The organism is Streptomyces sp. NPDC001663, from assembly GCF_042893105.1.
In the GTDB taxonomy this organism is placed as follows: Bacteria; Actinomycetota; Actinomycetes; order Streptomycetales; family Streptomycetaceae; genus Streptomyces.
This window is the reverse complement of record NZ_JBIAUR010000009.1, coordinates 327,895-354,736: the sequence shown is the minus strand read 5'-3', so window position 1 is coordinate 354,736 and position 26,842 is coordinate 327,895. Positions and strand designations below refer to the sequence as shown.

Sequence of the window (26,842 nt, the reverse complement as noted above, 5' to 3'; positions counted from 1 at the left end):
GATCCATCTTTCGAGCTAGGCAGCGCTCAGATGATAAACCCCTGGTGTTTCGTTTGATCGATCGGGGTCGTCGGAGTGGTGAACGCCACCTGAATCGAGACGATCCGGCCGCCCGTCCGTACCTCACGGTCATGGGGCCGCCCCGCCCCGCCACCGCCAACGCACCGATCGAGGGACGAACACCATGAACGCAACCGCAGCCATCGGCGTGACCGGCCTGGGTGTGATGGGCCGCAACCTGGCGCGCAACTTCGCCCGCCGCGGCTACACCGTCGCCGTCCACAACCGCACGGTGGGCCGCACGCGCGCGCTCATGGAGGTGTACGGCGACGAGGGCACCTTCGTCCCCGCCGAGACGCCCGAGGAGTTCGTGGCCGCCCTCGCCCGCCCCCGCCGCCTCATGATCATGGTGCAGGCGGGCGCCGCCACCGACGCGGTCATCGACGAGTTCGCCCAGTTCCTCGAACCCGGCGACATGATCATCGACGGCGGCAACGCCCACTTCGCCGACACCCGCCGCCGCGAGGCCGCCCTGCGCGAGCGCGGCATCCACTTCGTCGGCACCGGGGTCTCCGGGGGCGAGGAGGGCGCGCTCGAGGGACCGTCCATCATGGTCGGCGGCTCCGCGGAGTCGTACGACGTCCTCGGCCCGATGTTCGAAACCATCAGCGCCAAGGTCGACGGTGAGCCCTGCGCCGCCCACATCGGCAGCGACGGCGCCGGGCACTTCGTCAAGATGGTCCACAACGGCATCGAGTACGCCGACATGCAACTCATCGCCGAGGCCTACGACCTGCTGCGCCAGGTCGCCGGCTACCAGCCGGCCGAGATCGCCGACATCTTCCACCGGTGGAACGAGGGCCGGCTCGGCTCCTACCTGATCGAGATCACCGCCGAGGTACTGGCCCACACCGACCCCGAGACCGGGCAGCCGTTCGTCGACATCGTCCAGGACGCCGCCGGCCAGAAGGGCACCGGCCGCTGGACCGTGCAGACCGCACTCGACCTGGCCTCGCCGGTCACCGCCATCGCCCAGGCCACCTTCGCCCGCGCCGCGTCCGGCCAGAGCGAACTGCGCGCCGCCTACTCCGGACTGCCCGGCGGCACCCGACCCCAGCTCAGCCGCACCGAGGCCGACCGCTTCGCCTCCCAGGTCGAGCACGCCCTGTACGCGTCCAAGGTCATCGCCTACGACCAGGGCTGGAAGATGATCCAGGACGCGGCCGCCGAGTACGGCTGGAAGATCGACCTCGGCACCGTCGCCCGGATCTGGCGCGGCGGCTGCATCATCCGCGCCTCCTTCCTCGACCGCATCCGCGCCGCCTACGCCGCCGACCGCGACCTGGTCAGCCTGCTCGGCGAGATGGAGTTCGCGATGGAGATCACCGACGCGCAGGTGCCCTGGCGGGAGATCGTCGCCTCCGCCGCCCGCCGCGGCATCCCCGTCCCCGCCTTCTCCGCCGCCCTCGCCCACTACGACACCCTGCGCGCCGACCGGCTACCCGCAGCCCTTCTGCAGGGCCAGCGCGACTTCTTCGGCGCCCACACCTACCGGCGCACCGACCGCCCCGGCACCTTCCACACCCACTGGTCCGCCCCCGAACGCCACGAAACCACGGCCTGACCAGCACCGTCCGGACGGACGCGGCGCCGTGACCATCCCCGGGGACCCCTCGTTCCCGACTGCATGATCCACATCAAGCGCGGACTCGTCACGGCCGCCGTCGCATTCGCCGGCCTCGCGGGCCTGACCGCTCCCGCCGCCCACGCAACCGACAACGTCCCCTGCCACAACCCCACCAGGAAGGACCTCACCGATCCCCGCACCGGCCGTGCGTGGCCGGGAACGGAGGTCAGGTACTGCAACCTCACCCAGGGCCACGTCCCGGTGTACGCCACGCGCTCACCGGGCGCTCCCGTCGTCGGGTATCTCGAACAGGGCGGCGCAGCCAACTGGTTCGTCACCGAGATGAAGGGCCAGACCTTCCGCGCCGGGGCCGCCGAGAACTTCTGGTGGGGCAGCACCAAGGCGGACAACGGCCGCTGGGGCTGGGTGCCCGAGGTCTACTTCGCGGGCGGCGCCAACAACGAGGACGACGCAGGTCTGTTGATGCCCGGCGGCTACACCTGCGCCAACGTCTGCCCGCCGCTGCCGTTCTGGGCGCGCTGAGGCTCGGCTTCCGGACCCTTGCCGAGGTAGAGCCATGCCAGGCCGCCCAGGACCGGGGCCCAGAGCAGGGCGAGCACCCAGAACGTCTTCGGCAGGAAGCGCGTCCGGGCGGGCGGGGTCCTGACGCAGTCCACGAGCGTGTGCAGGTACAGCGCGATCGCCAAGGCGTAGAGGGCGCAGACGGCAACGGCCGACATGGGCTGGTTCCTTCCTGATGGGCCCGGCGCCTTCAACGGGCGCCGGGCTCTTGCCTGTTCGCCCCTTCATCGGACGAGGCCGCCCGATCGGTTCACGACGGATGCGGACGCGTCCGTCCCATTGATCATTGACGCCCGACCGGCCCCCACTTAGCCTCCAGCAAACACACCAGGACAGGCAGGTCGACGATGGCAGACACCCCCGACGGCAGAGCGGTGGCGACCCGGCAGCTCCAGGTCGAGACGCACGGCCTCGACGTCATCAAGGACGCCGAGCACAAGGGCACTCCGCGGACGTTGTTCTGGCCCTGGTTCGGTGCCAACGTCTCGGTCCTGGGCCTGAGTTACGGCGCCTTCGCCCTCGGTTTCGGGATCTCCTTCTGGCAGGCGCTGATCGCCGGCGTGATCGGCATCGTCTTCTCGTTCCTGCTGTGCGGTTTCGTGGCGGTGGCCGGCAAGCGCGGCTCGGCACCGACGATGGTCCTCAGCCGCGCCGCGTACGGCGTCCGGGGCAACCGTCTGCCCTCGGTGATCTCCTGGGTCCTCACCGTCGGCTGGGAGACCGTGCTGTGCGCGCTCGCCACCATGGCCACCGCCACCGTCTTCGACCGGCTCGGCTGGGGCGGCGGCACCGCGACCAAGGTGGTCGCACTCGTCGTGGTCGGCGCGCTGACCGTCGTCGGCGGCGTGATGGGCTTCGACCTGATCATGCGGCTGCAGACCGTGATCACCGTTGTGACGGGCGTGCTGACCGTGGTCTACATCGGCCTCGTTGCCGACCACATCCACTGGAGCACCGTCAGTGCCCTCCCGGCGGGTTCCGCCCAGGAGTTCATCGGCGCGCTGGTCTTCATGATGACCGGCTTCGGTCTCGGCTGGGTCAACGCCGCCGCCGACTACTCCCGCTATCTGCCGCGCAGTTCGTCCAGTCGCGGCGTGATCGGCTGGACCACCTTCGGCGCCTCCGTGGCCCCGCTGCTCCTGCTGGTCTTCGGCCTGCTGCTGGCCGGCTCCTCCAGCAAGCTGAACGCGGCCGTCGCCGCCGACCCCATCGGCGCGCTCACCACCATCCTGCCCACCTGGTTCCTGGTCCCCTTCGCCGTCGTCGCCGTGCTCGGCCTGGTCGGCGGCGCGGTCCTCGACATCTACTCCTCCGGCCTGGCCCTGCTGTCGGCGGGCATCCGCATTCCCCGCTACGTGGCCGCGTTCGTCGACGGCGTGCTGATGATCGCGGGCTCGATCTACATCGTCTTCTTCGCCGACGACTTCCTCGGCCAGTTCATGGGCTTCCTCACCACCCTCGGCGTCCCCATCGCCGCCTGGTGCGGAATCATGCTCGCCGACCTGGCGCTGCGCCGCCGCGACTACGACGACGGCGACCTCTACCGCCCCATCGGCCGCTACGGCGACGTACCACTCACCCCCCTGCTGCTCACCGTCGCCGCGACCGCCCTCGGCTGGGGCCTGGTCACCAACTCCGCGGCCAGCTGGCTCACTTGGCAGGGCTACCTCCTCAAGCCGTTCGGCCTCGGCGGCAAGTCCGGCGCCTGGGCCTACGCCAACCTCGGCGTCCTCGCCGCCCTGGCCCTCGGCTTCCTCGGCACCCTGGCCCTGACCCGCAGGCGCGTCCGTACCCAGGAGGCGCAGACCCCGAGTCCGGCGGACGAAGGAGCAGCCGTATGACCACGGGCCTGCTCGCGGTCATCGACATGCAGCGTGTCTTCGCCGAGCCCGACAGCCCTTGGGCCACCCCCCGCTTCACCGAGGCCGCGGCAGGGATACGACGCCTGCTGCCGGCCTTTGGCGACCGCGTGGCCTTCACCCGCTTCGTGGCCCCCGTGAAACCCGAGGGCGCCTGGCGCGCCTACTACGACCGGTGGTCCTTCGCGCTCCAGCCGCCGGATGCCCAACTCTGGGACCTGACCGACGAGTTCGCGCAACACCCAGAGCATGTCGTGGACGCCACGACCTTCGGCAAGTGGACCCCGGAACTCGCCCGGCTCGTCGGCCCCGAGGGCCGCCTGGTCCTGGCCGGCGTCAGCACCGACTGCTGCGTCCTGTCCACCGCGCTCGCCGCCGCCGACGCCGGCATCGAGGTGCTGGTCGCCGCCGACGCCTGCGCGGGCGCGGACGACGACACGCACGCCAAGGCGCTGCAGGTCATGGACCTGTACCGGCCGCTGGTCCGCGTGACCGGCGTGGCGGAACTGCTGGGGGAGCCGGAGTGAGCGGAGCCCGCCGCAAGGCGTGAGGGCTACCGGCGCGGCGCTACAACAGGCCGATGTTGGTGAGCGGGAAGTTCCAGTCGTTGCTCTCGACGTTGCCGCGGCCGTCGTGAGCCGCGGCCGGTACGGAGAACAACATCAGCCCGGCGAGGGCAGCGGCCAGGGCGGCGACGACACGACGCTTCACGATTCCTCCTCGACGAGAGCCTCGACCACCCTGCCTCCGAGCCGGCCGCCCCGCTCTCCCGGACACGCCGCCCGGCCTGCGGATTCAGTCGCTTGGTGGCGATTTCCCATTGCGAGCGCAGCTCACGCCACGGCAGGGTTCCGAGACACCCAGTCTTTTCAGGAGGCGCTCCAGTGTCCGCTGCTGCCGTACAACACCGACTGGCCCTCCTCGGCGGAGGCTTCAGCCTCGACGACGACGGGGTACTGGACGACTGGGTGCTCCGCCACGCGCGCACCGCACGCCCGCGCGTCTGCTTTCTGCCCACCGCCAGCGGCGACGCCGTCGCGTACGTCGAGAGATTCTTCGCCGCGTTCCGGGCGCGCGAGGACTGCGACGCATCTGTACTTCCCTTGTTCCAAAGGGAGTTGAACGACGAAGGCCTGCGCTCGTTCCTGCTGGCGCAGGACGTCGCGTACGTGGGCGGCGGCAACACAGCGAACATGCTGGCCGTGTGGCGGGTGCACGGCGTGGACCGTCTGCTGCGCGAGGCCTACGACCGCGGCACCCTGCTGTGCGGCATCAGCGCCGGCGCCAACTGCTGGGCCGAGGGCTCGCACACCGACTCCTTCGGCCCCCTCACCTTCCTCCCGGACGGCCTGGGCCTGCTCCCGGGCTCGGTCTGCCCCCACTACGACAGCGAACCGGGCCGCCGTCCCTCCTACCGGGCGGCAGTGGCTGACGGTTCGCTGCCCGCCGGGTGGGCACTGGACGACGGGGTGGGGGCGCTGTTCACGGACGGCCGGCTGACGGAGACGGTGAGCAGGGTGCCGGGTGCCCAGGTGTACCGGGTGGAGCCGGACGGGCGGGGCGGGGTCGACGAACGGAGCGTGCCGGGGCGAAGGCTCGTCCGGGACACCGGGGCTGGTCTCTCCACGCCTTCACCACCCTTGCGCACATCCACTGCGTCCGAGGGCAGGTGACCAGAAAAAACCGTATCGCCTTGCGTCGATGGCTCTATTGCCCGGCCCGGAAGCAGCCCCCAGGCTGGAAAAGCGGCGCTGCGGCGACGGCGTGAAACGGGGGCGGGGGCCATGGCACGGAAGACGAACGACGCCTCTCCGCTTGCTTCGCCCGCCATCGGCACCGCCGCGCACGACTTGATTTCACCTTGTCACGAGCGGCTCCTGAGAGCGGCCGATCCTGCGGGGCCGCCGACCGCGCTCCCTCTGGCTCTCGCATTCTCGGGCGGGGGTTTCCGCGCGACGCTGGCCGCGCTAGGGGTGTTGCGGTTCCTGGCCCAGACCGGTCTGCTGAGCGATGTCAGGTACGTTTCGTCGGTCTCGGGCGGCTCTGTGGCGGGCGGGCTGTTCGCCCACCACTACGGGCAGTTGGAGGAGCACGGTTTCTCGCGGGACGCGGTGGACGACATCCTCGTCCGGCCCTTCGTCGGGCGGATCAGTACAGATTCCCTGACCTGGGCCGTGGTGCGCCGCCTGTGGCGGGCGGCCGGCCCCCGGACAACCCGGACGGACCTCCTCGCCGACGTCTTCGACGACTGGTTCTTCCGGCAACTGCGGCTCGAGAAGCTCTCACCCGCGTGCAGGTTCGTCTTCAACGCCGCCAACCTCACCACGGGAGTCCGCTTCGCCTTCGAGCGCGACCGGATCGGCGACTGGGTCTGCGGCTGGGCCCGCACCGCCGGGAGCATCCGCCTCGCCCAGGCGGCCGCCGCCTCGGCAGCCGTACCCGGTGCGTTCGCGCCGTTCACCGTGCGCGGCGTCACGTTCCCCTGCGCCGGGGGCCAAGCCCCGCGGTTGCTCGACGGAGGCGCGTACGACAACTCCGCGCTGGAGGCCGTCGACGATCTCGACGGCACGCTGCTGATCGCGCTGAACGCCGGCGGCATCTTCCAGACCGGGCCCTACGGCCACATCCCCGTCGTGCGGGAACTCGCCCGGGCCAACGCCCTGCTCTACCGACAGACCACGAGCCTGCGCATGCGCGAGATGGTGGACAGGTTCAAGGCATGGGAGGAGGCTGCCCGGAACCATGTGCCCTCCCCGCCCTGGGGACGGCAAGGGGTCCTGTTCGGACTTGCGACCACGTTCCCACCCGGCAGGCTCCCGCCCGAGTGGACAGACCAGGCGGGCCGGCCGGAGCACCCCGACTGGCGGGTACCGATGGCCCAGTACAGGACCTCCTTCGGGCGCTTCCCGCCCGAGGTCTGCCGGCGGCTGATCTACCGGGGCTGGTGGCTGACGGGCGCGTCACTCGCCGCATACCACCCCGGCGCAGTGACGGGGAAAGCGCCCGACTGGATCGATTTCTGACCCGGAACGGGGGATGCGATGGAGTTCAGCGACCGCAGGGGAGGGCCTGCCGACCCGGCGGAGCAGCACCGACAGCTGGAGGACCTCATCTTCCGCAAGGCGCCGCTGCGCCGCTTCACCCAGGACTCTCCCGTCCTGCCCGACGTCTGGTTCGCCTACGGCCAGAGCCCGCACGACAAGGTCGACCTCCTGCTGACTCCCATGCGGGGGACGAACCCGGGTGAAGTCTTCCGGGCCGTGCACCAACGGCTCGCCGCGGAACGGGAGTCGGATCACTGGAGAACCGAGCACGGCCAGGATCGGGAGTCCGTGCAGCTGGCGTACAGCCAGTCGACGGTGGCCGTCCGGCTCTGGTTCGACGAACTGGTGCGGGTGGTGCTGCCGTTGTCCGCATGGCAGGCCGAGTACCGGGAGCTGACCGACAGGCTTGCGCCCCGAGCGGACTCGGAGTCCGAGGCCGACCGCGCCCTCGCCGAGGCCGTCGAGCGGCTGGAGGCCGGCCATGAGCACGCGGACCCGCGGGACAACGCCGTCTGGATGGTCTCCATGATCGGCACCATCGAGCTGCGCCGGACCACCGCGGACACCGGCCGCACAGCGCAGGACGCGTCCGCCAAGGTCAGGGCCGCCCGACGGCTGCTGGACGGGGCGGGGCCGCTCGGCACGAAGGAGCGCCCGCTCATCTTTTCCGTGGGCCGCAACCGCGGCGCGTCCGCCACCGTCTGGCGGTCGTCCCAGGCGGTGAAGGCCGACGCGGCCCGCAGGGTGTTCGAGTTACGCTGCGACGCTCTGCGCTGGGCCGTCCTGGACAGCGGGATCGACGCCACGCATCCGGCCTTTCGCATGCGTGATGCCACCGGTGCCCCACACCCGACGCCGTTCGGCAGCCGGGGTGGAGATGCGAACCGTACGCGTGTGCTCGCCACGTACGACTTCACACAGGTCAGAACGCTGCTGGACCCCGATTCCATGACGTCCGAAGCGCTGACGACCAGTCAGCGCCGGAGGCTGCGGGAATCCGGCCAGCGCATATCCCAACTACGCCGCCATCTCTACAGCGGACGCCAGATCGACTGGGACCTGTTCGCCCCGCTCCTGGAAATCGACCACCGCACTGGCGCCTACCGCCCGCCCGTCCATCCGCACGGCACGCATGTCGCCGGCATCCTGGCCGGCGACTGGCGCAGGACCGACGGCGGCCCCGGCGCTGCCTCGCTGGAGCACGACCTGATCGGGCTCTGTCCCGACCTGCCGCTGTACGACATCCGCGTGCTGGACGACCAGGGCCAGGGCGACGAGTTCTCCATCATCGCCGCGCTGCAGTTCGTCCGGCACCTGAACGCACACCAGGACCACGTCGTGGTCCACGGCGCCAACCTCAGCCTGTCCATTCCGCACGACGTCGCCAACTACGCGTGCGGCCGTACACCGGTGTGCGAGGAGTGCGAGCGCCTTGTCGACACGGGCGTGATCGTGGTGACGCCGGCCGGCAACGAGGGCTACGCGCAGCAGGACGGTAGCCGGGGCATCGCCGGCGAGGGATACCGGAGCGTCAGCATCACCGACCCTGGCAACGCACAGGGCGTGATCACGGTCGGAGCGACCCATCGGTACCGCCCGCACACTTACGGGGTCAGCTACTTCTCCAGCCGGGGACCCACGGGCGACGGCCGCGCCAAACCCGACCTGGTGGCCCCCGGCGAGAAGATCTGGTCCGCGGTGCCGGGGGAGGACATCCGCTCCCTGGACGGCACCAGCATGGCGGCGCCCCATGTGAGCGGCAGCGCCGCGCTGCTGCTGGCGCGGCACCACGAACTGATCGGCGAGCCCGAGCGCGTCAAGGACATCCTGTGCCGTACGGCCACGGATCTCGGCCGGGAGCCCTACTTCCAGGGCAAGGGCATGGTCGACGTGCTGCGCGCCATCCAGTCCGTCTGACAGTCCGTCCGAACCCTGTTCGACCCACAAGAGGCGGTGGTCCCCGTGACCTTCACCGTGGAAGCGCTCAACGCCCGCCACGGCGATTGTCTGCTGCTCCACTACGGCCCTGCGGACGCACCGGGACTGATGCTCGTCGACGGCGGTCCGGCCGGCGTGTATCGCAGAACGCTGCGCCCCAGGCTCCGTGCACTCGCCGAGCAGCGGAACGTCGACGAACTGCCCATCGACATGGTGCTGGTAAGCCACATCGACGACGATCACATCCGCGGGATCATGGACCTCATGGACGAACTGGTCGAGGCCACCGACGAGTTGAGGCCGGTGCCGTTCATCCCGGAACGTCTTTGGCACAACAGCTTCGACGACGTCATCGGCAACCTCGACCCTGGTCTGGCGGCACTGCGGGGTGAATCCACGGAGCGGACTCGTGCTGTCGCGGCGAGTGTCGACCAGGGCCGCAGGCTCCGCCGACAGGCCGACAGGCTGGCCGTACCGGTCAACCGGCCGTTCCCCGGCATCATCGCCCGCGGCGCGCCCGGAGGCCCGTCGGTCCGGCTGCCGGGAGAACTGACCCTGACGGTGCTGGCACCGGCACCGGAACGCCTGGAACAGCTGCAGCGGGAGTGGGACGAGGAGCTCCGCCGACTGCAACGGCGGTCAGCGGGTGCAGCGGCGGAGGCCGCGGCGTTGCTGGACCGCACGGCAACCAACCTGTCCAGCTTGGTGATTCTCGCCGAACACGACGGCCACACGGTCCTTCTCACCGGCGACGCACGCGGCGACGACGTGACCGAAGGTGTCAGCGAGGCGGGGCTGCTCGTGGACGGCCGTGTCCACGTGGACGTGCTGAAGGTCCCTCACCACGGCAGCGCACGCTCTCTCGACGAGGACTTCTTCCGCACGGTGACCGCCGACCACTATGTGATCTCGGCGGACGGCCGCCATGGCAACCCCGATCTGGAGTCCCTGCACATGCTGGCTGCGGCACGTCAGGACGACGCGTTCACGCTCCACTTGACCAACCGGGAGGAACGCCTCACGTCGTTCGCCGAGGAACAGCGGGCAGCGGGACGTTCCTTCGCGGTGCGGTTCCGGAAACCGGACGATTTGTCGATTGCGGTGCAGGTGGGGGCGGTTACTCGATCGTGAGGCCGAACAGGTCGGCGATGCGCAGGAGTTCGGGACAATCCCTGGGGACGTCCTTCCTGTCGTCGATCTCCTGCACGATCTCGTCGACGGACTCCTCGAACTCCGTACGATGGAACAGCGCCCAGCATGCCCAGTTCTTGCCGTGCCTTGAGATATAGCGAATCCCCGTATAGAGGGGATTGCCGTCCGCGTCGACCGCGCCCGCCGCCCACTTGGCGATGGCATGCGTGACTTTGCGGTTGGGGCTCATCACCCGGCCGAGGTCCAGGTAGGGGATGCCCAGATCCGCCAACTCCGGGCGGAGGATGTCGCTCAGGGCAGCGAGGGTTGCCGCGTCGGCGATGTCGAGGAAACCCTCCTGGCGCTTGGGGTGCACGTGGACGATGCTGCGGCCTTCACGCCATGTGGTGCCGATGACACCGGCCCGCTTGAGGTTCTTCTGCTCTCTCTCATCCGACAGGGCATCTTCCTTGAGAGCCGCCGAGACGCGGAATGTGGCCAGTGTTTCCGCGAAGCACCCTTCCAGGTCGCTGGAGAAGTACAACGTGCCGTGCTGCCGACCGTCGTACCGGCCCGGCTCCCGGATCCGGCCATTGCCGTCGAACTGAATATCGCCGCTGGGATCGAGCCGGCTGGGGCGGAGCGGATTCGTCTTGCGCCCGACGCGCCAGAGACCGTCACTCGGAGTGGAGACCGGCGCCAGCGGCACCTCAGCCACCGAAGTCATGAAACCTCGCTGGATCGCGATATGCGGGGACGCGTGCGGGGAACGCCGTCCATGGAATCTGTGTCTTCACAGTGGAAGAGCGTGGGGCGGCGCACCGCCGCCGACAGGGATACGGTTCAGCCGCAATCGCTGTACACGCGCGCCGCGGCTACGACGTCTTCGCAGTCGCCCTGCGCTATCGCTTCCACGGGCGAGAGGTCATCCATCCACGGGTTCATGCCGATCATCCAGGCACGGGCCATGGAGGGACCCTCCGCTGCCTCGATCATCTCGAACGCGTTGTAGGCGGCGACCAGCTTCCGAGCCGTCACAGGTGCCAGCTCGGTGAGCTCTTCGGTCCAGGCGTCTTCCACGTGGAGATGCCTCACGCCCATCATCCGGGCGGTCATCTTGATCCCCAGCTTGTTCTGCAGGGACTGCACCATATCGGCGGGCTTCACACCCACTGACGGATTGTGGCGTACGCCGAGAAGTTGGTAGACGTCGAGACTTCGGTCCGCTTGTGCTGTCGCCATGACAGTCCCCCCGTTGTAGAGGCTATAGACGCTACCCTATACCACACCTAAATACCACCCCCCCCGGTCACTCGCCCTCGACATACAGTCGCGCGGCGATCACCGCATCCTTCATGCGGCCCGCGGCGATCGCCTCGGCCGGGGAGTCGTCGTCGAGTTCGGGATTCATGCCGATCATCCAGGCGCGAGCGGTGTGTACGCCTTCCACTTCCTGGATCAGCTGGAAGACCTGATGGGCCGCCCGCAGGCGCTGTTCGGCCTCGAGTCGTGGGGTGTGCTCGCCCTTTGCCCAGCGCCCGACCTGCTTGACGTCCTTGGTCTCGGCGATGAAAGCCGTCAGTCGCTGCCCCAGGTTCTCCTGCAGGAATCGCGCGATCTCCTCGACGGAAGTCTGGACGGTAAGTCGATGCACCTTCGCCGCGTTGTCTGTCGAAGTCCTGCCGTTGCCCGTCATGTCGGTCGCCTCCACCTGGCGTGTAGGACCCCCCACACGCTTTGTCTACCACAAACCACACCGAATATATGCCATGAGGTGCGGCTTTGAGACAACGCAAAGCTACTGGCGGGTCACGGTGGGAAGCCGCCGTCGCCGCGGGCGCCGCTTCAGTACACCCGAATCCCGTGTATGCCTGCTGCTCTCCGTAACTCCGGGGCCTCGCAGAGGATCTGGTGTCGGCTGACCTCGACCACGTCGAGCGGCTCGAAGAGCTGCCAGCACTCCCATGCGGCCCAGCGGGAGTAGTAGCGGAGGCCGGAGAAGGCCCGGCCCCCGTGGTCGGCCCTCGCGGTCCGCCCCCAGTGCGCCATGGCGCGTGGAAGCTTCTCGTCCCCAGGGTTCAACCCGAGGTGGCCGGCCAGTACCTCGCGCGTCCACGCCGACTCCACGTCCAGGAAACAGGCCGGCGCCCACTGCGCTCGGACGTCGAGTCGTACGGCGACGCGCTTCGTGCGCCACTCCGCCGCGACCGTGCCGATCCTCATGAACTTGCAGGACCGGCTCCATTCGTCACCGATGATCCCATGGGCCATGTCCGAGACCCGGAACACTGCAAGGGCCTCGACCAGACAGCCTTCCAGGACCGAAGAGCAGCGGAGCCTTCCCAGCGGGTCGCCGTCCGCTCGGCAGGGTTTGAGCGGGCGACCGGCTCGTCCCACCCGCCACACGCCTTCAGCGGGAAACGGAGCCCCGTGGACCGATAACCCATCACCCCACACCGTGACCACCTGCACCACCCCCATCCGTGTCGCACACACAGTGCAGATGCAGCCACATTCGCAACTCAGCGTAATAATGCTCCTCGCTTGCCGGACGTGCCACGGATTCGGGCAAAAAGGGCTCACACCCAAAAGGCGCACAGCTCACGGAAGTTGGCAGTCGCGTTCAGGAGCCCCGTGGGAGCTGCCGGTCGAGGCGGTTGGCCACGTCACATCGCGTGACAAGCCTGCTCGAAGTGCATTGGCGCTATCCGGTCGGTACCGCAAGGCACTTGCCGTGTTCAATCACTCGTATCGCGTCACGAAACCGACGGCCCTACCCGTCAGGAGGCACCGTGCTCGCCGATCCCGAACCCGCCCTCACCGAAAGCGAGATCATCGAGCGCGCCGTAGCGCTCAGGCCCGTGCTGCTCGAACGGCAGCCGGAGACCGAACAGTTGACGCACTACCCCAAGGACACCCACGACGACTTCCTCAGGGCCGGCTTCTACCGGATGCTCCAGCCGCGGCGCTACGGCGGCCACGAGTTCGGGCTGCCGGTCTTCTACCGCGTGGTCACCGAGATCGCCCGCGGCTGCCCCTCCACCGGCTGGGCGCTCTCGCTCACCGCCGCCCATGTGCTCCAGGTCGCCACGCTCTTCGACGAGAAGGCCCAGGACGAGATCTTCGGCACCGACGGCGACTTCCGGGCCGCGTCCACCGTCGTGCCGGTCGGGGTGGCACAACGCGACGGCGACGGTCATGTCGTGCTGGACGGCACCTGGCCGTACTCCTCGGGCGCGCCGTACTCCACCCACTACGTCGGCCAGACCCTGCGCGCCCCCGCCACCCCCGGCGACCCGCCGGGGCCGCCCGTGCTGTTCGTCGCGCCGCGCTCGGTGTGGACGGTGCTCGACGACTGGCACGGCGTCCTCGGGTTGCGCGGCAGCGGCTCCAACAGCATCCACGTGACTCCTCCCCCTCGTAAAACGAGGGGGCTTGTCGCTATGCCGGGTTGGCGTCGCGACGGACCAGCCCGGCCCGTAGAACGTTCAGGGCGCCCACCGTGTCCGCGTGTGCCGAGTGGCCGCACGAGACGCAGTGGAACTTCTCCTGGGTGGGCCGGTTCTCCGCTGAGGCGTGCCCGCATTCGGGGCAGGTCCGGGAGGTGTTGCGGGGGTCCACGGCGATCACTTCCCGTCCGGCGCTTTCAGCCTTGGCGTGCAGGATCGTCAGGAACACCCCCCATCCGGCATCCGAAATTGAGTGGTTGAGTCCGGCCTTCGCAGCGGCCCCGTTCGGCAGGAAGCTGCCCGGCTGATCGGGGTCGGGCTTGGGCTTGGGGGCCTTGACCATGTTGCGGATCTTGAGGTCTTCGTGCGCGATGACGTCGTGTTCCCGCACGAGGTCAAGAGCGGTCTTGTGGGCGTGGTCGAGCCGCTGGCGGCGGACCTTGCGGTGCAGGTCGGCAACCTTGTCAACGGCCCGCCGGTGGTTGGCGGTGCGCTTATCGCGGTGCACGCGCGGGAAACGGGACAGGGCCTGCTGCGCGGCTTCGAGCTGGGCGGCGGCCTTCCGGCCGTGACGCGGGCTGGGCACGAACTCGCCGCCTGAGTCGGCGAGGAAGTTGGCTATGCCCAGGTCGATGCCGACCACGCTGCCCGTCTTGGGCAGCGGCTCGGTCTGTGCCTGCCCGGCGGTCAGTACGACGTACCAGCGGCGGCTTTCGCGCTTGACCGACACGGTCTTGACCTTGCCGACCACGGGCCGGTGCTGGTGGACCTTGACGTGCCCGACGCCTTGGAAGCGGACGCGGGTGACCCGGTCGTGCGGGGTGGCATCCCAGCGGCAGCCGTCGCCGTCCTTGGGGAAGTCCACCGTGTCGAACCAGTTCACCCCGCGAAAGCGGGGATAGCCCGGCGTCTCGCCGGCCTTGACCCGGCGGAAGAACGCGGCGAACGCCTTGTCCAGACGACGCAAGGTTGCCTGCTGCGAGCTGAACGACCAGCGGCCCTGACGTTCGCGATCGAAGCCGCGGATGTCCTTGAGCTGTGCGGACTGCTGCCCGTACTTGATGCTCGTCTTCGAGGCGTGCCGGTATGCGTCGCGGCGTTCTTGCAACGCGCCGTTGTAGAGCGAGCAGTGATCGGCCAGCATCGCGGCGAGCGCAGCGGCCTGGCGGACGGTGGGCCGCATGAGGAACTTGTACGCACGGATCATCCGGCCCACCCCCTTCCACGTCCGTTCGCTTGATCATACTACACTTGGTGTATGTCACCTCGCTGGGCATCAAACCCCGATATCCGCACCGGTCGCCACGTCGCCTACCATCTCCACGCTCATTTGGTGTTCGTTACGAAGTACCGGCGTGACGTCTTCGATGACGACATGCTGAGGCGGTGCGAGGAGATCATGCGGGAGGTGTGCGCCGGCTTCGAAGTGGAGCTGCGGGAGTTCAACGGCGAGGCCGACCACGTGCACCTGCTGGTGCACTACCCGCCGAAGGTTGCCCTGTCGAAGCTGATCAACTCCCTCAAGGGCGTCAGCTCTCGGTATCTGCGGGCCGAGTACACCGGCCGGATCAACCGCATCGGGATGGACTCGGTGTTCTGGTCCCGCTCCTATTTCGCGGGTTCCTGCGGCGGAGCGCCGCTGACCGTGATCCGTCAGTACATCGAGGGACAAAAGCGCCCCCTCTGACCGTCACCCCACAGGCGCAGAGAACTCCGGCGCTTCGCGCCTCCGGGTCGAGGATGCGTTTCCCTCCCCGGCTGAAGCCGGGGATACCCACGCAAGATCAGGGATGGAACAGGCCCGCATTCCCGAGCACTTCCCCCGGGAGGCCTTCCTGCTGGATCTCCCCGTCGAGGGCGGCAGCGTCGGCTCGAAGCTGCACGGCAACCCGATGTACGCCGGACGGGCGCCGAGCTTCTTCCACGGCGAGCTGGCCGCCATCATGATCGGTACCGCTTACGCCGCCGCCGACGAGTACGCCCGGGCCGTCGCCGCCCGCCCGCTCGCCCTGGAACCCGACCGCACCCGCGCCGACCTGCACGACTACCAGCGGCACCTCGGGGAAGCGCTCGGCCTGCTCGACATGGCCGAGGCGGCGCTGCGCCGGACCGCGCAGGACTGGATGGAGGCGTGCCGGCGCAACGCGGCCGGCGAGGCCCCGTTCACCGCCGTGGAGGACAACCGGCTCGCGCTGATGTTCCTCAACGCCGGGCGCACGGCGTGGGACGTACTGCAGGGCACCCTCTTCCGTACCGCAGGCTCCCGGCACGCCCGCGACGGCGAGCGGATGCAGCGCTACTTCCGGGACGCGGCCATGTACTGGACCCATGTGGGCGCGGGCATGTACGAACCGCTGACCCGGCGGGTCGGCTGCGACCGCCTCGGCCTGCCCTCGGACCACATACCGCTGATCCCCTGCGCACCGATTCCCCGACGAACGGGGGAATGGCCTGGTCCGGATCGGGTACGCGAGCAGGACCGCGCCCGAGGCCGATCTTGCCCCGGGCGGGCCGTACGACCGCCGCTACCAGGGGATCTGCCATGGAGACACCTGCCAACGACCACACCACCACACCGGCCCGGCAGGCGCTGGACGCGCTGGCCGTGAACACCGAGGACGAGAGCGCGCTGGACACGCTCGCCCTGAGCGAGGTGCTGGTGCCCGTGCCCGACGACGCCGGTACGGAGGACGGCGACCCGGGCGCGGTGGCCCTGCCGGTCCTGGAGCAGCCGGGCGGCGACCCGGTGGTGCCCGTGTTCACCTCGGAGGGGGAGATGGCCGAGCTGCTGCCGTTCGTCTCCCGCTACCGCCTGGTGCCACTGGGCGCGCTGGCCTCGCAGTGGCCGGCCGATGATCTCTCGCTCACCATAGACGCCGGCTCCGAGCACCCGCTGACGCTCACCTCCGAAGGCGTACGGACGCTGCTGTCCCGGCCGTAGGACGGCCCGGGAAGGGGGCGGGCGTCTCCCGCCCCCTTCCCGCACCCGGGCTCCCGCGCGGCCCGCAGATGAACGGCGCCGACCCCGCTCACGTTCGGCGCCTGCGGTCGCCGTGCCAGACGATACGACCGCCGCGACCGCCGCGCCGCTCCCGGATACGCGCCGCCTGTCCGCAGAACACGGCGGATCGTGGCATTTCCGCGTCCCGCACACAGAGATCGCCCGTACGCAGAGAGTCGCCGGCGCCCTCAGAGACTCTTGCCGGGGTTGAGGATCCCCCGCGGGTCGAACACGTTCTTCAGCCGCCGCTGCAGCGCGTGCGCGGCGGGCCCGAGTTCGTCGGCGACCCACTGCCGCTTCAGCACTCCCACGCCGTGCTCGCCGGTCAGGGTGCCGCCGAGCCGCAACGCCAGCGCGAAGATCTCGCCCGCCGCTTCCCAGGCCGCGTCCGGCAGCCGGTCCAGGGACGGGTCGACCACGATGATCGGGTGCAGATTGCCGTCCGCCGCATGCGCGATGGTGAAGACGGGCACGCCGTGGCGCGCGGAGATGCCCCGGATCTCCCGCACCGCCTCGGCCAGCCGGGAGCGCGGCACCGCGATGTCCTCGATCAGCGGCCGGCCCAGCCGCTCCAGCGCGGGCAGCGCGAGCCGGCGCGCGGCCAGCAGCCGCTCGGCCTCCGCCGGGTCCTCCGTGGTCTCCAGGGCCGAGGCCAGCGGCGTCAGCACCCTCGCGAGGGCCGCCGCCTCGGCCGCCGCCCCGGCGCCGTCGCACTGCACCACCAGCAGCGCCGCGCCCCGTTTCCGCAGCGCCGGGTCGATCGCTTGCAGCACCGGCCCGTCGACCAGCTCGGCCAGCGCGGGCACGACGCCGGCGCGCGCGATGGCGTACGACGCCTCGGCCGCCGCCTCGAACGAGTCGAACCAGGCCGCGAGCGTCGCCGTCGCCACCGGAACCGGCCGCAGCCGCAAGGTCGCCGAGGTGATCACGGCGAGGGTGCCCTCCGAACCGGTGAGCAGCGCCGTGAGGTCGTAGCCGGTGACGCCCTTGACGGTCCGGCGGCCGGTGGTGATCACCGTGCCGTCGGCGAGGACGGCCTCGAGCCCGAGCACGCTGTCCCGCGTCACCCCGTACTTCGCGCAGCGCAGCCCGCCCGCGTTGGTCGCGATGTTCCCGCCGATCGTGGACAGGGCCGCACTCGCCGGATCGGGCGCGTACCGCAGGCCGTGCGCGGCGGCCGCCCGGTCCAACTCGGCGGTGATCACGCCCGGTTCGACGACCGCGAGCTGGTCCTCCGCCGACAGCTCGAGGATGCGGTTCATCCCGGACAGGTCGAGTACGAGCGCGCCCTCGCCCGCCGTGGCCCCGCCCGACAGGCCGGTGCCGGCGCCGCGCGGTACGACCGGCACACCGAGCGTGTGCGCGTGCCGGAGGGTGACGGTCACGTCCTCGGTGCGCCGGGCGTGGACGACGGCGAGGGGCTCGCCGCCCGCCCGGGTGCCGGAGCGGTCGGTGGCGTGCGCGGCGAGCGCGGCCGGGTCGGTGCTCAGCCGGTCGGGCGGCAGATCGCGGGCGAGCAGGCCCAGGAACTGCGCGGTCACGGTGGTTTCCGGTGCTGCTGTCACGGGTTCAGGGCCTTCGTTCCGATCACGAGCAGGGAGATGTCCTCCTGGGGCGCGTGCACGGGCGCGCACTGGATGTCGCGGAAGTGCCGCTCCAGCGGGTTGGCGCGGGCCAGCCCCGGATTGCCGAGCAGCCGCACGGCCAGCTCCACTGCCCGCACCCCGTGACGGTCGGCCAACACCCGTGCGCCGAGGGCCTGTTCGGGCGTGTACGAGGCGTCGCCGGCGTCGAGCTTCGCCGCGCCGTCGAACACCAGCTGCTCGGTGCCGGCGAGCAGTACCTCGATCTCCCCGGCGGTCCGCCGGAAGCGTTCCGTACGGGCCACCGGATGACCGAGGTTGGCGGGCACGCGCTCGTGCGCGAAGGCGTGGAAGAAGGACTGCGCGGCCCGGGCCACGCCCAAGTAGAGCGCCGCCAGCGGAAGATGGAGCGCGGCACCCGCCCGGTTGTCCTGCTCGGCCGCCGGGCCGTACGGGCCGATCCCGATGACATGCTCGTACGGGACCTCCACGTCCCGGAACGTCACGTCGTGACTCCCACTCGCCCGCAGCCCCAACTGGTCCCAGCGGCCGGTGACTTCGATGCCGGGTGAACCGCCTGGCACCAGGAAGGTGCCCACCCGCGGCTCCGTCTCATCCGTGGTCGCCCACACCAGGAACCAGTCGAGCCCGTCGGCCCCGGTCACGAATCGCTTGGTGCCGCTGAGCGCCCAGCCGTCGGCCGTGCGCCGCGCCCGCGTGGCGGGCAGCCCGCCACGGGCGGGGGAGCCCAACTCGGGCTCCACGCGCGCGTGATTGATCAGGACCGGGCGCTCGAACGACTCCTTGACCACCCGCGCGTACAGCTCCTCCGGCCAGTGCGGCTGGGCGGCCTGGCGGGCGTGGGTGTTCAGCGTCATCGCCGCGATCAGTGCGACCGACGGGTCGAGCCGACCCAGTGAGTGCAGGATCCGGGCGCTCTCCTCGACGCCACCGCCCCGGCCGCCGTACCGCTCGCCGATCGTCGTGGTGAGCAGGCCGGCCTCGTGCGCAATCCGCAGGGACTCGGCGGGGAACGTGCCCGAACGGTCGTACTCGACGGCCAGTTCGGCGATGCTGTCGATCACGTCGCGGTCGGTCACAGGGCCTTCTTCAGGTCGGCGTTCAGGTCGGTGGTCCAGAACGACTTCACGTCCAAGTGCTCTTTGAGGGCGCCGAGTCGGGTGAAAGCGTCGGCGACCTTCTGCTGTGAGGCGATGGTGTCGTCGCCGACCGTCCGGGCCTTGGTCGGGCGCTGCGCCTGGGCCTCGATGAGGTCCTTCTTCGCCTGGGCGAGGGGCTGGTGGGTGGCCTCGGCGGTGATCTTCGCGAAGCCGTCCTCGTGGCCGTCGCGGACGTACGCGTACGCCTTGGTGATCCGTGCGATCAGATCGGCGGCGGCCGCCTTCTGCGCCGGGCTCTTCAGCACGCTGTCCCGTGCCGACCAGAGGAAGTTGCCGGACAGGATGTCCTTGCCGGAGCCGACCGTGGTCGCGCCCTGCTGGTGAGCGGTGATGATCGACGTGCCGTAGGAGGCGAAGGCGTCGATGCCGCCGCCGTTGAGGGCGGCGAGGCCGTCGTTGGGCAGGAGCGGCTTGGCGTCGATGTCGGACCAGTTCAGGCCCGCCTGCTTCAGCAGCTCGTACAGGAAGTAGTGGGCGGTGGTGTTCTGGACGTAGCCGACCTTCTTGCTCTTCAGGCCGGCGATGTCGGTCACCTTCGAGCCCTTGGGGACGACCACCTCCTGGTTGAGGGTGGCGCCGCGCTGCACGGCGACGACCTTGAAGTTGGGCCTGCCGTCGGCGGCGGCGAAGACCGGCGGGATCTCGCTGGAGGAGGCGAGGTCCAGCGCCCCGGCCCGGATGGCCTGGAGCTGCTGGTCACCGCCCTGGAACAGGCTCCACTTGACCTTGTACGGGGTGTCGTCGAGGCCGGCGTACTTCAGTACGGCCTCCTCGACCTTCCAGCCGGTGGCACCGACCCGCAGGGTCACGGTCGAGACGTCGGAGGAGGACTCGGCCTTGGCGTTGCCTCCGCAGGCGGCCGCGAAGGGCAGCAGCAGGGCCAGGGCGGCGGCGGACGTGCGCAGGGTGCGGCGGAACAACACGGAAGCTCCATGAGGGTGTTCGCAATCAGAAGGGGGAAGGGGTCAGGCGGCCTGGGAGGTCGCCGTGCGGTGGGCGAGCTCCTGCCTCACCAGCGGCAGCACGTAACGGGCGTAGTCGATCGCGTCGTTGAGCGGGTCGTAGCCGCGGATCGACAGCAGGTCGCAGCCGATGTCGACGTAGTCCAGCAGCGCCTTGGCGACCGTCTCGGGGGAGCCGACCAAGGCGGTCGAGGCTCCGGCGGCGTTGGTGGCGACCGCGGGTGCGGTCCACAGGCAGCGGTCGTGGACCTCGCCGCGCTCGGCGATGTCGAGGAGGCGCTGGGAGCCGACGTTGGCCGGGCGGCCGGTGGTGCGGTAGTGGCGCAGCAACTCGGTGTTCTTCGCCTGGTCCTGGAGCACCCCCAGCGTGCGGTGCGCCTTCTCCCAGGCCAGTTCGTCGGTGGGCGCGATGATCGGGCGGAACGACACCCAGATCCGGGGTCGGGGGCGCCCCGCGGCATCGGCGACCGCGTTCACCGCGGCGATCTGCTCGGCGGTCTCCTTCAGCGGCTCGCCCCACAGCCCGAAGATGTCGCCCTGCTGCCCGCCGACCCGGTACGCGTCCTGCGAGGAGCCGCCCACCGAGATCGGGATCAGCCCGTTCACGGGCTTCACGTCGGAGTGGTAGCCCTCGAACCTGAAGTACTTCCCCTCGTGCGAGACGGGCCCGTCGGCCTGCCACACCTTCCTGAGGATCTGGACGTACTCGTCCGAACGCTCGTACCGCTCGGCCTTGCCCAGGTAGTCGCCTTCCCGGTGCTGCTCCTCGTCGCTGCCGCCGGAGATGATGTGGACGGTCAGCCGCCCATTGCTGATCTGGTCCAGTGTCGCGAGTGCCCGCGAGGCGTGCGTGGGGAAGACGACCCCGGGCCGGTGGGCGAGGATCGGGCGGACCCGCTCCGTGTGGGTGGCGACGAACTGGGCGATCTGGAAGGCGTCCGGCGAGGCCGAGTGGTAGGCGACCAGGGTGTGGTCGAAACCGCCGTCGTCCAGGGCGCGGGCGTATTTGCGCAGGTGGTGGACGTCGAGGCCGGTCCGGCTCGAGGCGGCGGGGCCCGACGCCCCGGCATCGGTGTGGACGGCGCTGATGAACTCGACAGGCATGGGCAACTCCCTTGTCGAAAAGGTCACTTGAGGAGGGACGTGTCGGCCGACTTGGCCACGTCGACGTTCGGGTCCAGCACGCCGATGCCGTTCATGAGGTCGGCCACGCCCTGCACGGTCTTGTTCACGTCGGCCGTGATCGGCAGGACCTTGCTGTACGCGGCCGAGGCGAGCGTCTGGGCGACGGTGGCGTCGGCGCCGTTGCGCTGCTCGATGGCCTTGGCGTAGGCGTCCTGGTGGGTGCTGGTCCACTGCAGGGCCGTACCGAGGCGGGTCAGGAAGTCTGCGAGCGCGGCCTTCTTCGACGCGTCGGCGAGGGCCTTCTCGGAGGCGTTGATGAACCCGATGCCGCTGACCCGGCCGTCCCCGCCGTCGACGAGGAGCTTGCCGCCCTGCTCCAGGGCGACGGCCTGATAGACACCGAAGATCGCCCAGGTCTTGATCTTCCCGGAGGCGAAGGCGGCCTGCGCGTCGGTCGGCAGCAGATACTGGACCTTGACGTCCTTGTAGCTCAGGCCGTTCTGCTTGAGCACGTTGGCCAGCAGATACTCCGAGACGCTGCCCTTGGCCGAGGACACCACGACCTTCTGGCCCTTGAGATCCTTGACACTGTCGATGCCGGAGTCCTTGCGGACCACGATGCCGACGTGCGTGCCGTCGTTCTTCAGTGCGGCGACGTTCTTGACCTTCACCCCGCCGCTGAGCGCCTGGAGCGCCGGCAGATCGGCGGAGTACCCGGTGTCGGCGGCGCCCGCCTGGACCGCCTGGTACAGCGGGGCCGCGCCCTCGAACTCGGCCCACTTCACCTTGTACTTGGCGCCCTTGAGCGCACCCGAGGCCTCGACGATGGTCTGCAGGGTCTTGGCCTGGTCGCCGATGGCGAGAGTGGCCTGCTTGGAGGAGGTGTCCGCCGAGGAGTCCGCGCCACAGGCGGTCAGCGCCAGCAGGGCGGAAAGGCTCAGCGCGGCGGCGGCGATTCTGCGGATCACGAGGGGGTTCCTTCCAGGGTGTGGGTCACGCCCAGCCAGTTCAGGAGGCGGGCGCGCAGGGTCACGAACTCCGGGGCGGTCAGATCCCGGGGGCGGGGCAGCTCGACGGTCAGCTCGTGGGCGATACGGCCCTCGTCCATCACCAGGACCCGGTCGGCGAGCAGCAGCGCCTCCTCCACGTCATGGGTGACCAGGAGGATCGCGCAGCCGTGCAACCGCCACAGCTCGGCGACCAGTTGCTGCACCTTGCCGCGGGTCAGTGCGTCCAGAGCGCCGAACGGCTCGTCCAGCAGCAGGAGTTCGGGCTCGCGCACCAGGGCGCGGGCGAGCGAGACACGCTGGGCCTGGCCGCCGGAGAGGGTCTTGGGCCAGACGGTGGCACGGTCCGCGATACCGACCTCGTCGAGTGCCTTGACCGCGAGGGTCTTGTCGGGCCGTCCGGGCAGTCCGAGGACGACATTGCGCCACACCTTCAGCCAGGGCAGCAGCCGCGGCGACTGAAAGGCGGCACTGCGCCGCGCCGGCACGGTCACCTCGCCGCCGATCTCGTCGTCGAGCCCGGCGAGGATCCTGAGCAGCGTCGACTTGCCGCAGCCGCTGTGCCCGAGCAGGGCCACGAACTCGCCCTCGCGGATGTCGAGATCGAGATCGTGCAGAACGGTGTTGCCGTCGAAGGCCCGCGAAAGTCCCCGTATTTCCACGCTGTTGGGCATCTCTAGGCCTCGCCCTCGAAGTTGGCCCGCCAGGTCAGCAGTCGCCGCGACAGGATCCGTACGGCGAAGTCGCAGGTCAGCCCCAGCAGCGCGTACACGACGAGGCACAGCACGATGACGTCCGTGCGGAAGTACTGCTGGGCGTTGCTCATCAGATAGCCGAGCCCCGCGTCCGCGTTGATCTGCTCGGCGAAGACCAGCGCCAGCCAGGCAGTGGACAGCGCGTACCGGAGCCCCACGAGGGCACCGGGCAGCGCGCTCGGCAGGATCACGTACTTGATCAGCCCGAGCCGGCCCAGGCCCATCATCCGTGCGGCCTCGACCAGTTGGGCGTCGGTGGAACGGATGCCGCCGTAGATGTTGAAGTAGAGCGGGTATGTCACGCCGAGCGCGACCAGCGCGATCTTCGGGGTCTCCTCGATGCCGAACCAGACGATGAACAGCGGGATCAGGCCCACCCAGGGGATCGCCCGGAACATGCCCATCGAGGAGTCGATGACGTCCTCGCCGAGCCGGAACAGCCCGGCCAGCAGGGACAGGCTCAGCGCGACGGTCGCGCCGATGGCGAAGCCGATGGCTGCGCGGCGGCCCGACGCGGCGATGGCGCTGGGCAGTTCGCCGTTCTTCGTGAGCTCGACGGCCTGTTGCACGACATCGACGGGGGAGGCCAGTACGGACTCGGGGAGCACTCCCGTGGCCGACGTGAGGAACCACAGGAGCACGAGACCCACGGGTCCCGCAGCCCGGCGGACTGAACGGGGGACGGTGAGGCGGCGACCGGACTTGGCGGTGCCGCGGATGGTGACACGGGTGGCCGGTGCCGGCGCCTCGGGGAGGTCCTGCTTCGACAGCACTCCCGCGTCAAGCGGTTTCGTCGTCATGGCGGGTTCCTTCAGGAGGGCGACGGACCGGTCGCGGCCGGGCGGTCGGGGTCGGCGGACCAGGCGGACCAGGAGCCGGGGAAGAGGACCGCCTCGAAGCCGGCGATCTCCAGCGCGGCGACCTGATGGGCGGCGGTCACGCCCGAGCCGCAGTAGACCGCGATACGTGTCGCGCCGGCCGCCCCCTTCTCCTCGAACCGCTTGCGCAGCTCGTCGGCGGGCAGGAAGGTCCCGTCGGCTGCGAGGTTCTCCCCGGTCGGCGCGGACACCGCACCCGGGATGTGCCCCGCCCGCGCATCGACCGGCTCCACCTCACCCCGGTACCGCTCACCCGCCCGTGCGTCCAACAGCAGTCCGTCCACGGCGAGTTCGGCGGCGCCGTCGGCGTCGGTGACCGGCAGGCCGCCCGCGTGCAGGACGACGTCCCCGGCCGGCGGATCGGACGGAACGCCGGACTCCAGCGGCAGCTCGGCGGCCCGCCAGGCCCCCAACGCCCCGTCGAGCAGCGTCACCTGCGCGATCCCGGCGTACCGCAGCAGCCACCAGGCCCGCGCCGCGGCCGTATTGCCCAAGTCGTCGTAGACAACGACCTGTTGGCCCTCCCGCAGACCCCACTTCCTGGCCGACGCCTGCAGATCCGCGAGGTCGGGCAGCGGATGCCGTCCGCCCTCCGGACTCGGCGGCGCGGCCAACTCCCGGTCCAGATCAGCGAAGACCGCGCCCGGGATGTGTCCCTCGGCGTAGTGCTCGCGGCCGTGCGGATCGCCCAGCGCCCAGCGGACGTCGAGCACGACGGGCGGGGTGCCGGAGTCGAGCAGCTCGCGCAGCTCGGGGGCAGTGATCGTCACAGTCATGCCAGGTCGCCCTCCGCGATCGCGGGCAGCGCGGCCGACAGCCGCAGCCGCTCCAGGAACAGCACGACCGTGGCGGCGGCGGTGCGGTGCAGCGCGTCGTTGAGGACGTCGTGTCGACCGTTGTTGAAGGTCACCGTCCGCACGCCCGGGTGCCCCTCGTAGGCGCTCAGCGCGTCCTCGAGCGGGCTGATCGCGTCGTCCTTGCCGTGCAGGGCGAGGACCGGGACGCGCACGAGGTCGAGCCGCAACTCCGGCAGGTCCGGGGCCACTTCCAGGGCTCCCCGGCGGAAGTCCGGGTCGTTGGTGAGGCGGCCCTGATGGGTGGGGCAGGCGGTGCGGGCCTCCACCTCGGCCTCCCAACTCCCCGACGTCCAGGGCGCGGTGGGCAGTCCTGCCAGGATCAGCGCGTCGACGCCCGCGGTCTGCTCGGCGGCGAGGTGCGCGGCGTACCGGGCGCCGGTGTCCGAGCCGACCAGCACCTTCGGGCCGGGCAGCGACTCGTCGGCGAGCAGCTTGGCGGCCTCGTCGAGCACGGACGGATCGGCGGACGCGTCGCCGAGGGCGCGCACCCGGTAGGCGTCGAAGGCGAGCCGGCGGCCGAACCGCTCGTACACACCACCGTGCTCACCGCGCCCCGCGAGCACGATCAGCGTGCCGCGGGCGGCGAGACCTTCGGGTTCGTCCCAGGAGAAGGATGACGACATGAGGGGGCAACTCCCTTTGCGCGGCAGGGTGTTCAGGGCAGGGGCAGGCAGACATGCGGGGCATGAGAGCAGGCGAGAGGGGCTGTCACGTGTCAGTGGAAGTCAGCTGAAAGTCAGCGAAGACAAGACGTGATCAGCTCGGGCGGTGGCGGCGCACCGAGGGGAGGTTCAGCGACAGCGCGCGCTGCACGCCACACCGAAGTCGATGACTCGGCGCTGCGTCAGCAGGGCAGCAGAAGCGGTCGCGTGCAACATGCGCCCATCATGACCGGCGGTGACCGACCGCGTCCAACGATGATTCCGCATCGAAACCGATCAGGTATCGCGATCGATCGACGACAGCGGTTACTGTCGCGGCATGCCCCAACCTGTCCTCGACATCGTGGCCCTGCGCAGCCTGACCGCGATAGCCGACTGCGGCGGCTTCCACCGCGCCGCCCGGACGCTCGCCCTGAGCCAGTCGGCGGTCAGCCAGCACGTCCGCCGACTGGAGAAGACACTGGGGCGGCCCGTCGTGGAACGCGAGGGCCGCGGCACCCGGTTCACTCCCGAGGGCCGCCTGCTGCTGGAACAGGCCCGCCGCATCCTCGCCGTGCACGACGAGGCCGTACGCACCCTGCTGGATGCGGACGGCGACACCGTCACCGTCGGTTCCACCGAGCACGCCGCCGACCAGTTCCTGCCCCGGCTGACCGCCGCCGTCCAGGAGGTGCACCCCGGCTGCCGGGTCCGCTTTCGCATCGACCGCTCCGCCCGCCTGGTGGAGGCCGTGGAGCGCGGCAGTGTCGACGTCGCGGTGTACGTCACCGAGGCCGCCGCCACCGAGGGCACGCCCGTCGGCGGACTTCCGCTGACCTGGCACGCGGTGCCCGGCTGGGAGCAGCCGACCGCGCCCGCCCCCGTGCCGCTGGTCGCCATCGAGGACCCGTGCGCGATCCGCCGCCGCGCCATCGCGACCCTCGCCGCGCACGGGGTGCCCGCCACGGTCGTCGGCGACGCCGGCTACCTCGCGGGCGTCCTCGACATCGCCCGCACCGGCGAGGGCGTGGCGCTGCTCGCCGCGGTCGGCCCCGCTCCCGACGGCCTGACCCCCTACGGGGGCCTGCCGCCCGTCACCCCCATCCCCATGAGCGCCCTGGCCCGCCCGGGCGCGGACCCGGCAACGGTCGAGGCCGCCTTCGCCGCCGTACGGGATCTGCTGCGTCAGGGCTGAGAACACACGGCCGCCCGTCATCGGCGC

29 protein-coding genes and 1 pseudogene are annotated in these 26,842 nt (G+C 70.3%); 13 read left to right on the top strand and 17 right to left on the bottom strand.

Features of this window, described 5'->3' with window-relative positions:
* Window positions 1-184: 184 nt before the first annotated feature.
* Window positions 185-1,624 carry an NADP-dependent phosphogluconate dehydrogenase gene (gndA, locus tag ACFY1L_RS29420; protein ID WP_388830774.1) on the top strand — a complete coding sequence of 480 codons (1,440 nt, stop codon included), beginning with the start codon at window positions 185-187 and terminating at the stop codon, window positions 1,622-1,624.
* Window positions 1,625-1,687: 63 nt separating this feature from the next.
* Window positions 1,688-2,170 (top strand): hypothetical protein, encoded by a 483-nt coding sequence (locus ACFY1L_RS29415; RefSeq protein ID WP_388830772.1) that lies wholly within the window; start codon window positions 1,688-1,690, stop codon window positions 2,168-2,170.
* On the opposite strand, the gene ACFY1L_RS29410 is transcribed toward ACFY1L_RS29415, so the two are convergent.
* Window positions 2,122-2,367 carry a PLD nuclease N-terminal domain-containing protein gene (locus ACFY1L_RS29410; RefSeq protein ID WP_388830770.1) on the bottom strand — a complete coding sequence of 82 codons (246 nt, stop codon included), beginning with the start codon at window positions 2,365-2,367 and terminating at the stop codon, window positions 2,122-2,124. The genes ACFY1L_RS29415 and ACFY1L_RS29410 overlap by 49 nt on opposite strands.
* A 189-nt stretch (window positions 2,368-2,556) precedes the next feature.
* Between ACFY1L_RS29410 and ACFY1L_RS29405 the strand changes: the two genes are divergently transcribed.
* Complete coding sequence (locus tag ACFY1L_RS29405) at window positions 2,557-4,050, top strand: purine-cytosine permease family protein (protein WP_388830768.1); 1,494 nt, start codon at window positions 2,557-2,559, stop codon at window positions 4,048-4,050.
* Window positions 4,047-4,595 (top strand): cysteine hydrolase family protein, encoded by a 549-nt coding sequence (locus ACFY1L_RS29400; RefSeq protein ID WP_388830766.1) that lies wholly within the window; start codon window positions 4,047-4,049, stop codon window positions 4,593-4,595. Before ACFY1L_RS29405 ends, ACFY1L_RS29400 begins: the two co-directional genes overlap by 4 nt.
* 40 nt (window positions 4,596-4,635) lie before the next feature.
* Here the strand turns inward: ACFY1L_RS29400 and ACFY1L_RS29395 are convergent, their stop codons facing one another.
* Window positions 4,636-4,779, bottom strand: a complete 144-nt coding sequence (locus tag ACFY1L_RS29395; RefSeq protein ID WP_388830764.1) for a hypothetical protein — start codon at window positions 4,777-4,779, stop codon at window positions 4,636-4,638.
* A gap of 173 nt (window positions 4,780-4,952) precedes the next feature.
* On the opposite strand from ACFY1L_RS29395, the gene ACFY1L_RS29390 reads away from it, so the two are divergent.
* The 4 genes from ACFY1L_RS29390 to ACFY1L_RS29375 all read left to right on the top strand — a co-directional run bounded on the left by ACFY1L_RS29390 (window position 4,953) and on the right by ACFY1L_RS29375 (window position 10,181).
* The gene (locus ACFY1L_RS29390) at window positions 4,953-5,741 is read left to right on the top strand and encodes a Type 1 glutamine amidotransferase-like domain-containing protein (protein ID WP_388830762.1); all 789 of its coding nucleotides are present in this window, start codon (window positions 4,953-4,955) and stop codon (window positions 5,739-5,741) included.
* A gap of 111 nt (window positions 5,742-5,852) precedes the next feature.
* Entirely contained in the window at window positions 5,853-7,091 is a 1,239-nt protein-coding gene (locus tag ACFY1L_RS29385; RefSeq protein ID WP_388830760.1) for a patatin-like phospholipase family protein, read from the top strand.
* 18 nt (window positions 7,092-7,109) lie between these two features.
* The gene (locus ACFY1L_RS29380; RefSeq protein ID WP_388830758.1) at window positions 7,110-9,029 is read left to right on the top strand and encodes a S8 family peptidase; all 1,920 of its coding nucleotides are present in this window, start codon (window positions 7,110-7,112) and stop codon (window positions 9,027-9,029) included.
* Window positions 9,030-9,074: 45 nt separating this feature from the next.
* Window positions 9,075-10,181 (top strand): ComEC/Rec2 family competence protein, encoded by a 1,107-nt coding sequence (locus ACFY1L_RS29375; protein WP_388830756.1) that lies wholly within the window; start codon window positions 9,075-9,077, stop codon window positions 10,179-10,181.
* On the opposite strand, the gene ACFY1L_RS29370 is transcribed toward ACFY1L_RS29375, so the two are convergent.
* The 4 genes from ACFY1L_RS29370 to ACFY1L_RS29355 form a co-directional block, all read right to left on the bottom strand.
* Window positions 10,168-10,899: an RES family NAD+ phosphorylase gene (locus ACFY1L_RS29370; protein ID WP_388830754.1), complete on the bottom strand. Its 732-nt coding sequence runs from the start codon at window positions 10,897-10,899 to the stop codon at window positions 10,168-10,170. The two genes, ACFY1L_RS29375 and ACFY1L_RS29370, sit on opposite strands and share 14 nt — an antisense overlap.
* Before the next feature lie 125 nt (window positions 10,900-11,024).
* On the bottom strand, window positions 11,025-11,423 hold the full coding sequence (locus ACFY1L_RS29365; protein WP_388830752.1) for an XRE family transcriptional regulator: 399 nt from the start codon (window positions 11,421-11,423) through the stop codon (window positions 11,025-11,027).
* 67 nt (window positions 11,424-11,490) lie between these two features.
* A complete protein-coding gene (locus ACFY1L_RS29360; RefSeq protein WP_388830750.1) occupies window positions 11,491-11,877 on the bottom strand; it encodes an XRE family transcriptional regulator in 387 nt (128 codons plus the stop codon).
* Window positions 11,878-12,026: 149 nt separating this feature from the next.
* Window positions 12,027-12,452 (bottom strand): hypothetical protein, encoded by a 426-nt coding sequence (locus ACFY1L_RS29355; protein WP_388830748.1) that lies wholly within the window; start codon window positions 12,450-12,452, stop codon window positions 12,027-12,029.
* 404 nt (window positions 12,453-12,856) lie between these two features.
* Here ACFY1L_RS29355 and ACFY1L_RS29350 point away from each other — a divergent pair.
* Window positions 12,857-13,198 (top strand): annotated as a pseudogene (locus tag ACFY1L_RS29350) (hypothetical protein); the annotation flags it as partial.
* A gap of 236 nt (window positions 13,199-13,434) precedes the next feature.
* Here ACFY1L_RS29350 and ACFY1L_RS29345 read toward each other — a convergent pair.
* Both ACFY1L_RS29345 and ACFY1L_RS29340 read right to left on the bottom strand, forming a co-directional pair.
* Window positions 13,435-13,581, bottom strand: a complete 147-nt coding sequence (locus tag ACFY1L_RS29345; RefSeq protein ID WP_388831105.1) for a hypothetical protein — start codon at window positions 13,579-13,581, stop codon at window positions 13,435-13,437.
* Between the two features lie 41 nt (window positions 13,582-13,622).
* The gene (locus ACFY1L_RS29340; protein ID WP_388830746.1) at window positions 13,623-14,837 is read right to left on the bottom strand and encodes an RNA-guided endonuclease InsQ/TnpB family protein; all 1,215 of its coding nucleotides are present in this window, start codon (window positions 14,835-14,837) and stop codon (window positions 13,623-13,625) included.
* A 51-nt stretch (window positions 14,838-14,888) separates the two neighbouring features.
* Here ACFY1L_RS29340 and tnpA point away from each other — a divergent pair, with 51 nt between their 5' ends.
* The 3 genes from tnpA to ACFY1L_RS29325 all read left to right on the top strand — a co-directional run bounded on the left by tnpA (window position 14,889) and on the right by ACFY1L_RS29325 (window position 16,571).
* Window positions 14,889-15,317, top strand: coding sequence for an IS200/IS605 family transposase (tnpA, locus tag ACFY1L_RS29335; protein WP_388830744.1), 429 nt, complete (start codon window positions 14,889-14,891; stop codon window positions 15,315-15,317).
* A gap of 103 nt (window positions 15,318-15,420) precedes the next feature.
* Window positions 15,421-16,239 (top strand): hypothetical protein, encoded by an 819-nt coding sequence (locus tag ACFY1L_RS29330; RefSeq protein WP_388830743.1) that lies wholly within the window; start codon window positions 15,421-15,423, stop codon window positions 16,237-16,239.
* Window positions 16,173-16,571 (top strand): SseB family protein, encoded by a 399-nt coding sequence (locus ACFY1L_RS29325; protein WP_388830741.1) that lies wholly within the window; start codon window positions 16,173-16,175, stop codon window positions 16,569-16,571. The genes ACFY1L_RS29330 and ACFY1L_RS29325 overlap by 67 nt, the downstream gene beginning before the upstream one ends.
* A gap of 248 nt (window positions 16,572-16,819) precedes the next feature.
* Here the strand turns inward: ACFY1L_RS29325 and ACFY1L_RS29320 are convergent, their stop codons facing one another.
* Genes ACFY1L_RS29320 through ACFY1L_RS29280 form a run of 9 tightly spaced genes read right to left on the bottom strand, consistent with a single transcriptional unit; the run spans window position 16,820 to window position 25,602 of the window.
* Window positions 16,820-18,196, bottom strand: coding sequence for an FAD-binding oxidoreductase (locus tag ACFY1L_RS29320; RefSeq protein ID WP_388830739.1), 1,377 nt, complete (start codon window positions 18,194-18,196; stop codon window positions 16,820-16,822).
* The gene (locus ACFY1L_RS29315) at window positions 18,193-19,314 is read right to left on the bottom strand and encodes an acyl-CoA dehydrogenase family protein (RefSeq protein ID WP_388830737.1); all 1,122 of its coding nucleotides are present in this window, start codon (window positions 19,312-19,314) and stop codon (window positions 18,193-18,195) included. Before ACFY1L_RS29315 ends, ACFY1L_RS29320 begins: the two co-directional genes overlap by 4 nt.
* A complete protein-coding gene (locus ACFY1L_RS29310; RefSeq protein WP_388830735.1) occupies window positions 19,311-20,318 on the bottom strand; it encodes a PhnD/SsuA/transferrin family substrate-binding protein in 1,008 nt (335 codons plus the stop codon). The genes ACFY1L_RS29315 and ACFY1L_RS29310 overlap by 4 nt, the downstream gene beginning before the upstream one ends.
* Before the next feature lie 42 nt (window positions 20,319-20,360).
* Window positions 20,361-21,461, bottom strand: coding sequence for an LLM class flavin-dependent oxidoreductase (locus tag ACFY1L_RS29305; RefSeq protein WP_388830733.1), 1,101 nt, complete (start codon window positions 21,459-21,461; stop codon window positions 20,361-20,363).
* 23 nt (window positions 21,462-21,484) lie between these two features.
* Window positions 21,485-22,450 (bottom strand): ABC transporter substrate-binding protein, encoded by a 966-nt coding sequence (locus ACFY1L_RS29300; protein WP_388830731.1) that lies wholly within the window; start codon window positions 22,448-22,450, stop codon window positions 21,485-21,487.
* Complete coding sequence (locus tag ACFY1L_RS29295; RefSeq protein WP_388830729.1) at window positions 22,447-23,163, bottom strand: ABC transporter ATP-binding protein; 717 nt, start codon at window positions 23,161-23,163, stop codon at window positions 22,447-22,449. Before ACFY1L_RS29295 ends, ACFY1L_RS29300 begins: the two co-directional genes overlap by 4 nt.
* A gap of 2 nt (window positions 23,164-23,165) precedes the next feature.
* The gene (locus ACFY1L_RS29290; RefSeq protein ID WP_388830727.1) at window positions 23,166-24,044 is read right to left on the bottom strand and encodes an ABC transporter permease; all 879 of its coding nucleotides are present in this window, start codon (window positions 24,042-24,044) and stop codon (window positions 23,166-23,168) included.
* A gap of 11 nt (window positions 24,045-24,055) precedes the next feature.
* A complete protein-coding gene (locus ACFY1L_RS29285; protein WP_388830725.1) occupies window positions 24,056-24,898 on the bottom strand; it encodes a sulfurtransferase in 843 nt (280 codons plus the stop codon).
* Window positions 24,895-25,602 (bottom strand): alpha/beta hydrolase, encoded by a 708-nt coding sequence (locus ACFY1L_RS29280; protein ID WP_388830723.1) that lies wholly within the window; start codon window positions 25,600-25,602, stop codon window positions 24,895-24,897. The genes ACFY1L_RS29285 and ACFY1L_RS29280 overlap by 4 nt, the downstream gene beginning before the upstream one ends.
* 358 nt (window positions 25,603-25,960) lie before the next feature.
* Between ACFY1L_RS29280 and ACFY1L_RS29275 the strand changes: the two genes are divergently transcribed.
* Window positions 25,961-26,815, top strand: coding sequence for a LysR family transcriptional regulator (locus tag ACFY1L_RS29275; RefSeq protein ID WP_388830721.1), 855 nt, complete (start codon window positions 25,961-25,963; stop codon window positions 26,813-26,815).
* The last annotated feature ends 27 nt before the right edge of the window (window positions 26,816-26,842 follow it).

Bases quoted from the DNA above. Each gene is read 5' to 3' on its own strand.
- gndA (WP_388830774.1), top strand. From the start codon at position 185: ATGAACGCAACCGCAGCCATCGGCGTGACCGGCCTGGGTGTGATGGGC.
- ACFY1L_RS29415 (WP_388830772.1), top strand. From the start codon at position 1,688: ATGATCCACATCAAGCGCGGACTCGTCACGGCCGCCGTCGCATTCGCC.
- ACFY1L_RS29410 (WP_388830770.1), bottom strand. From the start codon at position 2,367: ATGTCGGCCGTTGCCGTCTGCGCCCTCTACGCCTTGGCGATCGCGCTG.
- ACFY1L_RS29405 (WP_388830768.1), top strand. From the start codon at position 2,557: ATGGCAGACACCCCCGACGGCAGAGCGGTGGCGACCCGGCAGCTCCAG.
- ACFY1L_RS29400 (WP_388830766.1), top strand. From the start codon at position 4,047: ATGACCACGGGCCTGCTCGCGGTCATCGACATGCAGCGTGTCTTCGCC.
- ACFY1L_RS29385 (WP_388830760.1), top strand. From the start codon at position 5,853: ATGGCACGGAAGACGAACGACGCCTCTCCGCTTGCTTCGCCCGCCATC.
- ACFY1L_RS29380 (WP_388830758.1), top strand. From the start codon at position 7,110: ATGGAGTTCAGCGACCGCAGGGGAGGGCCTGCCGACCCGGCGGAGCAG.
- ACFY1L_RS29365 (WP_388830752.1), bottom strand. From the start codon at position 11,423: ATGGCGACAGCACAAGCGGACCGAAGTCTCGACGTCTACCAACTTCTC.
- ACFY1L_RS29360 (WP_388830750.1), bottom strand. From the start codon at position 11,877: ATGACGGGCAACGGCAGGACTTCGACAGACAACGCGGCGAAGGTGCAT.
- ACFY1L_RS29355 (WP_388830748.1), bottom strand. From the start codon at position 12,452: ATGGCCCATGGGATCATCGGTGACGAATGGAGCCGGTCCTGCAAGTTC.
- ACFY1L_RS29345 (WP_388831105.1), bottom strand. From the start codon at position 13,581: ATGCTGTTGGAGCCGCTGCCGCGCAACCCGAGGACGCCGTGCCAGTCG.
- ACFY1L_RS29340 (WP_388830746.1), bottom strand. From the start codon at position 14,837: ATGATCCGTGCGTACAAGTTCCTCATGCGGCCCACCGTCCGCCAGGCC.
- tnpA (WP_388830744.1), top strand. From the start codon at position 14,889: ATGTCACCTCGCTGGGCATCAAACCCCGATATCCGCACCGGTCGCCAC.
- ACFY1L_RS29330 (WP_388830743.1), top strand. From the start codon at position 15,421: ATGGAACAGGCCCGCATTCCCGAGCACTTCCCCCGGGAGGCCTTCCTG.
- ACFY1L_RS29325 (WP_388830741.1), top strand. From the start codon at position 16,173: ATGGAGACACCTGCCAACGACCACACCACCACACCGGCCCGGCAGGCG.
- ACFY1L_RS29305 (WP_388830733.1), bottom strand. From the start codon at position 21,461: ATGCCTGTCGAGTTCATCAGCGCCGTCCACACCGATGCCGGGGCGTCG.
- ACFY1L_RS29295 (WP_388830729.1), bottom strand. From the start codon at position 23,163: ATGCCCAACAGCGTGGAAATACGGGGACTTTCGCGGGCCTTCGACGGC.
- ACFY1L_RS29290 (WP_388830727.1), bottom strand. From the start codon at position 24,044: ATGACGACGAAACCGCTTGACGCGGGAGTGCTGTCGAAGCAGGACCTC.
- ACFY1L_RS29285 (WP_388830725.1), bottom strand. From the start codon at position 24,898: ATGACTGTGACGATCACTGCCCCCGAGCTGCGCGAGCTGCTCGACTCC.
- ACFY1L_RS29280 (WP_388830723.1), bottom strand. From the start codon at position 25,602: ATGTCGTCATCCTTCTCCTGGGACGAACCCGAAGGTCTCGCCGCCCGC.
- ACFY1L_RS29275 (WP_388830721.1), top strand. From the start codon at position 25,961: ATGCCCCAACCTGTCCTCGACATCGTGGCCCTGCGCAGCCTGACCGCG.